At 65.7% G+C, this 10,749-nt stretch carries 12 protein-coding genes, 1 tRNA gene and 1 riboswitch; of the genes, 7 read left to right on the top strand and 6 right to left on the bottom strand.

Features of this window, described 5'->3' with window-relative positions:
• The first annotated feature begins 91 nt into the window (after positions 1 to 91).
• Positions 92 to 228, top strand: a riboswitch (cyclic di-AMP (ydaO/yuaA leader).
• Between the two features lie 70 nt (positions 229 to 298).
• Complete coding sequence (locus WEB52_02605) at positions 299 to 595, top strand: hypothetical protein (protein ID MEX2225324.1); 297 nt, start codon at positions 299 to 301, stop codon at positions 593 to 595.
• A gap of 90 nt (positions 596 to 685) precedes the next feature.
• Here WEB52_02605 and WEB52_02600 read toward each other — a convergent pair whose 3' ends face one another.
• Positions 686 to 1,495 (bottom strand): peptidylprolyl isomerase, encoded by an 810-nt coding sequence (locus tag WEB52_02600; GenBank protein ID MEX2225323.1) that lies wholly within the window; start codon positions 1,493 to 1,495, stop codon positions 686 to 688.
• Positions 1,496 to 1,707: 212 nt separating this feature from the next.
• Between WEB52_02600 and WEB52_02595 the strand changes: the two genes are divergently transcribed.
• A tRNA-Arg gene (locus WEB52_02595) sits at positions 1,708 to 1,782 on the top strand.
• 18 nt (positions 1,783 to 1,800) lie between these two features.
• On the opposite strand, the gene WEB52_02590 is transcribed toward WEB52_02595, so the two are convergent.
• Positions 1,801 to 2,856, bottom strand: a complete 1,056-nt coding sequence (locus tag WEB52_02590; protein MEX2225322.1) for a phosphotransferase family protein — start codon at positions 2,854 to 2,856, stop codon at positions 1,801 to 1,803.
• Positions 2,857 to 2,987: 131 nt separating this feature from the next.
• Between WEB52_02590 and WEB52_02585 the strand changes: the two genes are divergently transcribed.
• Positions 2,988 to 4,211: an acyl-CoA dehydrogenase family protein gene (locus tag WEB52_02585; GenBank protein MEX2225321.1), complete on the top strand. Its 1,224-nt coding sequence runs from the start codon at positions 2,988 to 2,990 to the stop codon at positions 4,209 to 4,211.
• Here the strand turns inward: WEB52_02585 and WEB52_02580 are convergent.
• Positions 4,208 to 4,654, bottom strand: coding sequence for a universal stress protein (locus WEB52_02580; GenBank protein ID MEX2225320.1), 447 nt, complete (start codon positions 4,652 to 4,654; stop codon positions 4,208 to 4,210). The two genes, WEB52_02585 and WEB52_02580, sit on opposite strands and share 4 nt — an antisense overlap.
• A gap of 173 nt (positions 4,655 to 4,827) precedes the next feature.
• Here WEB52_02580 and WEB52_02575 point away from each other — a divergent pair, with 173 nt between their 5' ends.
• Entirely contained in the window at positions 4,828 to 5,781 is a 954-nt protein-coding gene (locus WEB52_02575) for a PHB depolymerase family esterase (GenBank protein ID MEX2225319.1), read from the top strand.
• Here the strand turns inward: WEB52_02575 and WEB52_02570 are convergent.
• On the bottom strand, positions 5,778 to 6,308 hold the full coding sequence (locus tag WEB52_02570) for a hypothetical protein (GenBank protein MEX2225318.1): 531 nt from the start codon (positions 6,306 to 6,308) through the stop codon (positions 5,778 to 5,780). The genes WEB52_02575 and WEB52_02570 overlap by 4 nt on opposite strands.
• Before the next feature lie 176 nt (positions 6,309 to 6,484).
• Between WEB52_02570 and WEB52_02565 the strand changes: the two genes are divergently transcribed.
• Positions 6,485 to 7,411: a 50S ribosomal protein L11 methyltransferase gene (locus tag WEB52_02565; protein ID MEX2225317.1), complete on the top strand. Its 927-nt coding sequence runs from the start codon at positions 6,485 to 6,487 to the stop codon at positions 7,409 to 7,411.
• On the opposite strand, the gene WEB52_02560 is transcribed toward WEB52_02565, so the two are convergent.
• Positions 7,408 to 7,956: an ATP-binding protein gene (locus WEB52_02560; protein MEX2225316.1), complete on the bottom strand. Its 549-nt coding sequence runs from the start codon at positions 7,954 to 7,956 to the stop codon at positions 7,408 to 7,410. The two genes, WEB52_02565 and WEB52_02560, sit on opposite strands and share 4 nt — an antisense overlap.
• Between WEB52_02560 and WEB52_02555 the strand changes: the two genes are divergently transcribed.
• Positions 7,931 to 9,781, top strand: coding sequence for an AAA family ATPase (locus tag WEB52_02555; GenBank protein MEX2225315.1), 1,851 nt, complete (start codon positions 7,931 to 7,933; stop codon positions 9,779 to 9,781). The genes WEB52_02560 and WEB52_02555 overlap by 26 nt on opposite strands.
• A gap of 181 nt (positions 9,782 to 9,962) precedes the next feature.
• Here WEB52_02555 and WEB52_02550 read toward each other — a convergent pair whose 3' ends face one another.
• Positions 9,963 to 10,133: a hypothetical protein gene (locus tag WEB52_02550; GenBank protein ID MEX2225314.1), complete on the bottom strand. Its 171-nt coding sequence runs from the start codon at positions 10,131 to 10,133 to the stop codon at positions 9,963 to 9,965.
• Between the two features lie 111 nt (positions 10,134 to 10,244).
• Between WEB52_02550 and WEB52_02545 the strand changes: the two genes are divergently transcribed.
• Positions 10,245 to 10,727: a phage terminase small subunit P27 family gene (locus tag WEB52_02545; GenBank protein MEX2225313.1), complete on the top strand. Its 483-nt coding sequence runs from the start codon at positions 10,245 to 10,247 to the stop codon at positions 10,725 to 10,727.
• Positions 10,728 to 10,749 lie beyond the last annotated feature (22 nt).

Raw genomic sequence — 10,749 nt, 5'->3', positions numbered from 1 at the left:
GCGCGGCAGTCGTAAACGGGCGATTACAGATAAACGACAGGACGGCCTTCCGGTTGATTTTCGATAGGCGTGGATGTATGGTGGATGTACAACTGAATAACAGCCGAATCCGCCGCAGGCGGAACGGGGGAACCAATTTCCCGGGGTGAATCTCGTCGCAAGGCGAGTAGGCGAACTCCTTTGAGCCGAACCCGTCAGCTAACCCCGTAGGCATAAAGAGGAGAAGGGAACCGATCGAAGGCTTACCTTCGGTCGTTTTTTGCTCCCCTTTCGACGCCACGAGTTCCGGAGGTTCGGATTGGCAGTCGTCGGCTACGGCGCAAACGGGATCGCAGGAGTAACGGAGGAACAGAGAGAAGCCATAGAAGAAGCAATGAAACTGATCCTCGAGGAGGATCGAGACCGGGGCATCGGACCGGACGACCGGTTTAAGTGCGCCGGGTGCGGCATCAGCCGCGAAGCTGCTGGCGCAGTGACCTACGACCAGGTGCGCCTCTGTAACGGGTGCGCGACCCGGTTCGAGGTCGAGCGCATGAACCGCAAGGTGCGGACCAGCGCTGAATACGTCCGTCGAAGGACGAAGCGAACGGCCTGAATTTCACTAACAGCCTCCTCCTCCAACGGCAAAGGGCCGCCGATTGATTCGGCGGCCTTTTGCTATGTGTGTGCTTGTGGCGGCGCCGGCCTACGCTTCTTCGATGGTGATCGATTCGATGCGATCGCCGGGCGGCGGATCCTGCACGAGCTGCGGGTCACGAGCCGTCAGATTTCTCACCACATCCAGACCTTCGACGACGCGGCCGAACACGGTGCTCTTGCCTTCGAGCGTCGGCGTGTCGGCGAGCGTGATGAAGAACTGGCTGCCGTTATTGGGGGATGACGCATCGGCGGGCCTGGCCATGCCGACGGTGCCTTCGGTGAACGCCCCGTCGGCGTTTTCGACGGGCAACGTGTATCCCGGGCCTCCCGATCCGGTGCCGGTCGGGTCGCCTGTCTGGGCGACGAAGTCCGCGATGACGCGATGGAAGCTCACGCCATCGTAGAAGCCGTCGTTTGCCAGGAAGACGAAGTTGTTGACCGTCTCGGGCGCATCGCTCGCGAGCAGTTCGATCTTGAACGAGCCGCGGTCAGTCCTCACGGTGGCGACGTAGGTTTTCGCCGGGTCAATCGTCATGGCGGGGGCGCCGGTGTATTGCTTGATTTCCGTTACGGCGCCAGTCGTCGACGTTTCGCCGGCGCGGGGCGTCTCCCGGATGACGTCGTCGCCACGCACGGAGCCGCTGTCGTTGCGAATCGTGCCGGAGCCGGTGTAGAAGGCGGAGAGCGCCAGCCCTCCGGCGAGCGCGACGGTGCCGATGATGGCGAAGAGGGTGTAGTTTTGGAAGAACCGGAAGGCGCCCTTCGGCTTGAGTTTCGTGGCCTCGCCGGAGAATTCGCCTTCGCGGTAGACCCTGCGGCGGCGCTGTTGCTGGACCGTCTGCTTTTTTCTGGGCATAGACCTTCGCTTCCATAAGGGGGTGTGGCGAGCACTATAACAGCCGAGGGTGGGCAGCCGAAACGTCCGGATTCAGTGTAGCGAGCCGGCCTGCGTCGAGGTTTGCGCAGCGGCGAGCGACAGTGGCGTGCTGCGACGTGCGGCGCCACCCGCTCTGGCCTGCGTGCCGACGGAGTTTCCGCGCACGGGCGTGCATCGTATAGTGATGGCACGCCCCCGTAGCTCAGTGGATAGAGCGCTAGCCTCCGGAGCTAGAAGCACAGGTTCGAGTCCTGTCGGGGGTACCACCGCGCTCCCGAGCCGGCTTAGCCGCTTAACCCGGCAATGCTCGATCGGTCCGCGACGACGAGTCCTGTGCGAGCGAGGCCCAGCGCTTGCTGGCCGATCCCCTCGAATCCGGCACCGACGGTACCGCCTTCCAGGTATCGAGCGTTGATCCCTTCCAGGATGACGGCGAGCTTGAAGAATGACAGCACCACGTAGAAGTCGAGATTCGTCAGATCGGCGCCCGTCCTCTTCGCGTAGCGTTCGATGGCCTCGCTGCGCGAGAGGAATCCCGGTAACGCGGTAACGGAGTTGCTGGAGATGCCGGGCGCGCCGGGCGTCGAGCCGGGGGTGGTGTCCGCCCAGTACATGATCTGCATGCCGAGGTCGGCGAGCGGATCGCCGAGCGTCGCCATCTCCCAGTCGAGCACCGCCGCAATTTGGCCGTCGTCGCTGAGCACGCAGTTATCGAGGCGGTAGTCGCCGTGGACGATGGCTTCGCCCGACTCCGCCGGAATCGACGCTGCGAGCCGGCGCGCCAATTCTGCGAGCTGCGGAACATCGCGCGTCCGCGACTGCTCGATCTGGCCCGTGAAGCGTTTGACCTGGCGCGCCACGAAACCCTGCGGCTTGCCGAAGTCCGCCAGCCCCACGGACGCCGGCTCGAGCATGTGCAGCGCCGCCAGCGTATCGATCAACTTTTCGCCGATGCGACGTAGTGTCGGTTCGTCGTAGCGCTGCTTCACGACGGAGGGATCGTTCGGGACGAGCCCGTGCACGAACGACATGATGTAGAAGGGCGCATCGTTGACGGTTGTATCCTCGCACAGCGCGATGGCGTGCGGGACAGGCACATCGGTGTCTTCGAGCGCCGAGATGACGCGATACTCGCGTTTCATGTCGTGCGCTGTTGGCAGGACGTGCGAGAGCGGCGGCCGGCGCAAGACCCACTCATGGCCGTCGCTGCTGATGCGGTAGGTCAGGTTCGAACGCCCGTGGCCGATGATCTCCGCCGTGAGCGCGCCGACAGGCGCCACGTGCTCGTTGAACCAGGACGCGAGTCGTGAGAGGTCGACCCCGGGGACGGACTCACTCATTGGACTGCCTCCGCTTGGCTGGCTTCGTGACGTAAGAATCCATGAGGATTACAATCTCCACGCTGGATGAACGGCGCTCAGTCTTCGCGCTGCCGGCCCGCGCGCTCACGATGCACCAGGAGGACGGTCACATGCCCATCGATTTCGCGCTTCCCCCGGACGTCGAAGAGGTCCGACAGCGTGTGCGCACATTCATGGACGACGAAGTCCGTCCCACGGAGGAGAAGCTACGCAATAACGAATCCGCGCGCAACGATTACATCAGCGCGATCGCGGGCCTGCGGCAGCGCGCGAAGGACCTGGGGCTCTGGAACCCCCACATGCCGACGGAATGGGACGGCATGGGACTGGGGATTACGGCCATGGCGTTCGTCTCCGCGGAAGCGGGGCGCACCGGCATCGGGCCGTATGTGCTGAATGCGCAGGCGCCCGACGAGGGCAACATGCACACCCTGCTGCATCACGCGAGCCCGGCGCAGAAGGAAAAGTACCTGCGGCCGCTGACAGAAGGGCGCTCGCGGTCGTGCTTTGCGATGACGGAGCCGGAAGTGGCGGGCTCCGACCCGACGGGCATCCAGACCTTCGCGCAGAAAGACGGCGACGACTGGGTAATCAACGGCCACAAGTGGTTTATTTCCGGCGCGAAGGGCGCGCGCTTCGCGATCTTGATCGCGCGCACCGACCCGGACGCCGATCCGCCGCAGGCGCGCAACTCGGCGTTTCTCGTCGACCTGCCCGCGGACGGCTGGGAGATCGTCCGGGACATCGACACGATGGCGGGGCAGGGCAATCACTGCGAGATCCGCATCACGAATCTGCGCGTCCCTGCCGAGAACATGCTGGGGCAGCGCGGCCATGGTCACCTGCTGGGGCAGGCGCGCCTGGGACCGGCGCGGCTCGCGCACTGCATGCGGTGGATCGGCAATGCGGAGAATGCGCTGGAGATGCTCGTCGACCGCGCGCTGAAGCGGCAGTTGCACGGCGCGCCGCTCGCCGACAAGCAGGCGATCCAGTGGATGATGGCCGACTCGGCGATGGAGCTGTACGCGGCGAAGCTGATGGTCTTGCACGCTGCGTACAAGATCGAGAACGGGTTGCCGTTCAAGCAAGAAGTCTCGTTCGCAAAGCACCACGTGGCGAATACGCTCTGGAAGATCGTCGACCGGGCGATCCAGGTGCACGGCGCGCTCGGGTATTCGACCGACACGCCGCTTGAGCGGATGATGCGTAATGCGCGCGCGGCGCGCCTCGTCGACGGTGCGGACGAAGTACACCAGTCGCAGATCGCGAAGCACGTCATGGCGGCCTTCCAGGAGACCGGCAAGACGCGCAGCGCGACGGGGGACCTGCTCTAGGCCGAGCGGACCAGGATGATCGGCAGGCTCGACTCGTGGAGCACTTGCTCCGCGACGCTGCCGAACATCAGCCGGTTGATGCCGCGCCGTGAGTGCGTCGACATCGCGATGGCGTCGGCGTCGACCTCTTTCGCGGTGTTGATGATCTGACGGGCCGGCGGACCCTGTTTCACCAACGTGTGCACACGGACGTCGGAGCGGCTGATCTGCGTCGCGACGCGCTCGAGGTACGTCTGCGCCTGGTCGGCGAACATCGACCGGATGGTGGTTTCGGCCTGGCTTTTGCCCATGGCGCCGCGCTCGCTCCAGTCGGCGGCCACCGCATCGACCACACGGAGCAGCGTGATGGTGGCGTGCATGGATTTCGCTACGTCGAGCGCGTGCGGCACGACGGCCTCGGAGCGCGGCGTCCCGTCGAGCGTGACGAGTAGGTGCTTGTACATGGCAATCCCTCTTCGTGCGTCGTCTCAGGCAATCTCAATGTTGTATCGGCCTGAGCTTCGACACATGTGCGAGGGGGTAACACCCATAGGGGCAGCGCCATGGAGTCCCCCGACCCCGTTTGACCCGCTGTAATCATCGGCTTGGGCGGCGGAATCCGTGCTACCATCGGCGCGTGATTCGCGCACTGGTCCCCGCCATGGCCGCGCTGGCGTTGCTCCTCGCCGCGTGTGATGAAGGCGGCTCCGGCGCCTCCCCGGCGTCGCCGGCAGGGGTGGCGACGCCCAGCGTGGTCCCCGGATGCACACCGTCGCGCCCTCAGCCTGCCGGCGATCGCGCGGCCACCTCTCCCGGCGGAGACCGGACGTGGGTGATCCACGTGCCCGCAGGGTATTCGGGCGCGGAGGCGGCGCCGCTGGTGTTCGGGTTTACCGGCCTGGACCTGCCGGCGGAGAACTTCGCGGCGCTGAGCGACCTGCCGGCGCTCTCCGACGAGCACGGCTTCGTGCTGGTGATGCTCAACCCGGCTAGCGAGGGCGGACGCTGGAACGCGCGGAACGACGCCGGCGGCCCGGACGACGTCGGGTTCGTCGGCGCGATGCTCACGGAATTCAGCGCCCAGTACTGCATCGACGAGACACGCGTCTATCTCGCCGGGTTCTCTGACGGCGGCGGCATGGCGCAGGCGGCGGCGTGCGCCTCGGCGGACCGCATCGCGGCGCTGGCCGTCGTGGCGTCGGTGTTCCAGGCGTGTCGCGCGAGTGTGCCGGCGATCGCGTTTCATGGCAGCGACGACCGGATCGCGCCGATCGAGGGCGGCACGACGTCGATTGACGCGGGTGCGGTGGCCTTCCCCTCGGTGCGGAGGTCGATGACGGAGTGGGCGCGCGGCCTGGGCTGCGACGCGCTGCCTGTGATCTCGCGCCCTTCGCCGGAAGTGGAGCTTTCGACGTTCAAGCGTTGCCTGGGCGGTGACGGCGATGCGCTGCTCTACTCGGTGATCGGTGGCGGCCACACGTGGCCGGGCTCGCCGGTGGAGATCGCACAGCTAGGCTTCACGACGCAGCAGCTCGACGCTTCGCAGGTACTGTGGGCGTTCTTCGAGGCGCACGCGATCGCGGTGCGCTAGTCGATGCCGAAGATGTTGCGCTGCATCCAATCCCAGGGCTGCGCTTCGCGATAGTGCAGGACGTATTCCTGAGCCATCTTCGGGATCAGCAGTAGAAGCATCGGGACGGCCGTCGTGCGCAACGATCGTGGGTAGATCGACGGGAAGAAGCGTGCGACGAGCAGGCAGTACAGCCACCAGTTCCCGAACATGTTCGGGAAGATGAACAGCATGACGCGTTCGCCCGTCGTCTCGAAGAGCGCGACGCCGATGATGCGGTACGGGAACAGGACGAGCGCCGGCCAGCGCGCCCAGGGGCTGTCCCAGCCGAACGCGACGGTCCACTCGATCGCCAGGTAGTACGAATCGAGCAGCTTGTCTGTGGTGTGGTAATGGCCGCCGAAGTCGCCGAGTTGCATGACCGAGATGAGTACGACATCGATCGCGTCGGCGATCAGCGCAGCGATGCCGCCGGCGAGCGGGTGGCGGAAGATCAGCAGCGGCACGACGAGCCGGAACGCGACGACGATGGCGGCGCCGGCCGTCAAGCCGTATGCTCCGGCAGACCGCGCCGGCCGGCTACGATGCGGGCCGACCGTCGCAGGGAAGTCCCGTTGCCGGCGCGGGGAAAGCGGAGCGCATGATGGCGAGCGTGGCGGAGTCCGGGGTTCGCCTTCTTCTTTCGGTGCGAGACAGGCTGAAGGCGAACAAGTACGTTCGGCGCGTGTACTACGACGTCAAAAACGCTCAACAGTTCTCCGGACTCTACGAACACGACATCATGCTCGCGGACACTGTCCGTACCGAGTCCTATCATCGGGCGATCGCACGCTACGTGAAAGAGGGCGATGTGGTCATCGACCTGGGCACGGGCAACGGGATCCTCTCGTTCTTCGCGAGCGCCATGCGGCCGAAGAAGATCTACGCGCTGGACCATTCGAACATCATCGAGAAGGCGCAGGCCGTCGCGGGCGCGAACGGCATCGCCAACATCGAGTTCGTACGCACGAACAGTCGCGACTTCAATCTGCCCGAAGGCAAAGCCGATGTGATCATCCACGAGCAGATCGGCGACATCCTGTTGAATGAGAATATGGTCGCCAATCTGATCGATCTGCGCGACCGTGTCCTGAAGCCTGGCGGCAAGATCGTGCCGGCAAAGTTCGAGTTGTACGTCGAGCCCGTGCAGATGCGGGACGAGCGGCGCGTGCCGTTCATTTGGGAGCAGCGGATCGATGGCATCGACTTCGCGGCGATGCGCGAGTGGGCGTCGAGCCTGCCGCGGCACTACTACCACGCACCGATCCGTCCTTCGGACGTCGATCACCTGCTCGGTGAACCCGAGCCCGTGATGTCGTTCGATATCGAGGCCATGGACGCCGACGGCGTTCCGGGACGCGCGCGGTACGAACGCACGGTGACGCAGCCCGGCCGCCTCGACGGCTTCGTGTTGTACTTCTCCGTGATCTTCGACGACGAGATTCAATTCGATACGGGCCCTGCCAGCCCGCAAACACACTGGGGCACCACGCTGCTACGCGCTGAGTCTCAAGTTGTCGGCGAAGGCGATACGATCGCGCTCCAACTCATCATCGACGATGTGACCGACATCACGATGTGGCGCTGGAGCCACGCTGTGACGAGCGCCTAACCCCGCACCCGCTGGCGGTACTGGATCGCCTCCGCGAGATGCTGTGCTGCGATCGGCTCGGAGCTGGCCATGTCGGCGATGGTGCGTGCGAGCTTCAGCACGCGATGGAACGCGCGCGCCGAGAGCGAGAGTTGCGCCATCGCCAGGCGGAGCAGGGACTGCGCCTGCTCGTCGAGCTTCGACTGGCAGTGCTCGCGCACTTCGGTCGGCGTCATTTCCGCGTTGCAGACCAGGCGCGTGCCTTCGAAACGCTGCGTCTGCACGGCGCGCGTGCGCTCGACGCGGTCGCGCACGATCTCGGAGCTTTCGCCTTCGGTCTCGGCGGCCAGCTTTTCGTATTCGACGCGCGGGACTTCGACGAAGATGTCGATGCGGTCCAGGAGCGGCCCGGAGATGCGTTTTTGGTAGCGGCTGACCGTCGATTCGGAGCAGGTGCACTCTTTCGTGGGGTCGCCGTAGAAGCCGCAGGGGCATCCGTGCAGGTCAGAACTACAGCAGCCTACAGAGAGTGGTTCAGCTTTGAATGCGCTGTTGGAAGCGGCCAAGACGCGCGCCCTCGGGGGCGCGTGTGTCGTCCCGCTGTGGTCGACCGACGCGAGTGGCGTCTGCAAGTGCCCGAAGCGCACAGAATGCCCGAGTCCAGGTAAGCACCCGCGAACCATGCGGGGACTGCTTGAGGCGTCGGCCGATCCTACCACGCTCGATCGTTGGTGGGAGCAGTGGCCGGACGCGAACGTGGGTGTGCGTACCGACGACGAGCCGCGCATCGACATCGACCTGATCGAAGTGGCCGACGCCGTGCTTGCCGCGTTCCCCGAGCTCCCGCAGATCACCGAAGTCGTACGGACGCGAAAGCGCGGCCTCCACATCGCCATCCGTTGCGCGGGCGTCCCGACCCAGAAACTGCTCCTCGAAGATGGACGGGCCTTCGGCGATCTGAAAGCGGTGGGTGGATACGTGCTGGTGCCACCGAGCCGTGTCGGAGCGAGCCACTACGAACTGCTGAGCCCTCCGGGCGTCCGGCCCATTGAGGTCGCCGACTCGATCGCCTGGCTGCGCGACACGCTGGCCGGGTGTGGCCACACGTTGCGCCACACGCCGCAGAAGGCAGCGTTCCGGGACGTCGGGGCGATGGTGGGAGAGGGCGGGCGACACGCGGCGATCACGAGCCACGCCGGCTGGATGTGGACGGAGGGCATCTCGCCCGAGGCCTTCCGGGCAGCGTTGCAGGCCGTGAACCGGGCCATCTGCACTCCGCCACTGGCCGAACAAGAGGTGGATGACATCGCGCGCTACTTCATCGAACGGAAGCAGCAGCGCACGCCCTCGCCTTCTATCACAGAGCCTTCGCCGAACACGGTGCAACGTCTAGAGAGCCTCGATGAGTGGCTCAACGGGGACGACGCCCCGCTCGACGTGGTCGTCGGCGACGGCTCGGACGGCGCCATCCTCCCGATCGACGGCAAGGGCTTCGTCGCCGGCAGCACCGGCATCGGAAAGACGAACCTGCTCCTGCGGCTCGGCCGCTGTCTGGCCGAAGCGGCGCCCTTCCTCGGGTTTCCCGTCCCTCAACCGCGGCGCGTGCTGCATGTGGCGCTGGAAGGATCGAGACGAGGCTTGCGGCGTCGGCTGAAGAAGGTCTGGGCGGCCGCATCGGCGGACGTGAAGGCGCGCTACCAGATCGTGCTCACGCAGTTGAACCTCGCAACGGACGACGGCGCCGACGAACTCGAGCGCTTGATCGCCGAAGCGGGCGCTGAAGTCGTCATCATCGACCCGCTCCGCAATGCGCACACGTGGGACGAGAACTCCTCGCAGGAGATGGCGCAGCTCACCGGTTTGCTCGATGCGATCATCGTACGCAACCGGTGCGCGCTCATCGGCGCGCACCACGACCGGAAGAAGCCGCCGCTCACGAAGCGCGACAGCGGCACGGACCGCATCCGCGGATCGACGGCGCTCGCCGGTTGGCTGAGCTTCTGCCTGAGCATCGAGAAGGACGCGAAGGTCCCTGATCGTCTGAACGCGGAGTGGACGAAGGTGCGCGACGCGGAAGATGGCCTGTCTGACCTCACTCTCGACTTCGACCGGGAGACGATCAACTACTCCGCGAGCGAGCGCAAGGCGGCGAGCAAGGTCAGTGACGACGACATCCTCACGCAGGTGTTTCACGCGGGACCAGACGGCATTCGAGGCACGGAGCTGGTCCCGATCGTCGCGCAGGCGACCGGCGCCGGCGAGCGCACCGTCAAAGACCGCATCCGCGACCTGGTGAAGGACGATCGGCTGATCGAGTTCGTTGCCGACGAGGACCAGGCGAAGCGCGCCAAGTCGTATCGTCTGCCGGACTTCGACGAGGAGGACGCATGAGTTCGCTTGGCAACTGCCGAGTTGCCAACCAGTTGCCAAGCGCCCCGCCGAGTCTCGGTTGGCGGTTGGCAACGGTGGGCCTAAAGGCTAGCGGCTGCCAAGCGCGCCGCAGCCTTCCCGCTTGGCAGGGCGTCGGCTGCCAACCGGTTGCCAGCCGCGCCGATCGCTATGACCAGATAGGTCACATCCTATGCCGCAACACGTACGCGAGAAACGCGCCCGACGTGCCGAGCGCGACGAATGAACCCACGGCGAACGGCGTGCTCACGTCCGGTCCGGCGACGAACGAGATCGCCGTCAGCCCCACGCACGTGAGCGCAACGATCACAAAGCCGATGCCGACATGCACCATCGCGCCGATGGTAGCGCGAGGGGGAGGCCGGTCACATCTCTACAACCTCACAAGCGCAGAGCGCCCGCTGCGGCCGCGTGTGCGTGGCCAGATTGACCTAGGGGGGTGTCGGTGAAGCCGGGTGCGAAGCCCCTGCCGACGAACGTGAAGCGCCTCCATGGCACGCTGCGCAAACACCGCATGCACGGCCACGAGCCTCAGGTCACGTCGGACCTCCCGTCATGTCCGCGCGAACTGAGCAAGGCGGCGAAGCGCGAGTGGCGGCGCATCGCGCCCGAGTTGGCGCAGCTGGGGCTGCTTGCACGCATCGACCGCGCCGCGCTCGCGCTGTACTGCGACGCCTGGGGACGCTGGGTCGAGGCGCAGCAGGCGCTCCAGAAGTACGGCGTCGTCGTGAAGAGCCCGAACGGCTTTCCGATGCAGAGCCCGTACCTGGCGATCGCGAACAAGGCGCTCGACCAGATGCGCCTGTTGCTCGGGGAGTTCGGCATGTCGCCGGCGAGCCGCACGCGCGTGAGCGCGGTGCCACAGGTGGAGGAGGACGAGTTCAGCGAGTTCGACCGGCACCGGTCAAGTGGGGGCGCCCCGGTATGAGGCCAAAACGATCGCGATCGAT

The sequence above is a fragment of the Dehalococcoidia bacterium genome (genome assembly GCA_040902535.1).
Taxonomy (GTDB): Bacteria; Chloroflexota; Dehalococcoidia; order DSTF01; family JACRBR01; genus JBBDXD01.
This window is presented reverse-complemented; position numbering and strand designations above follow the sequence as displayed.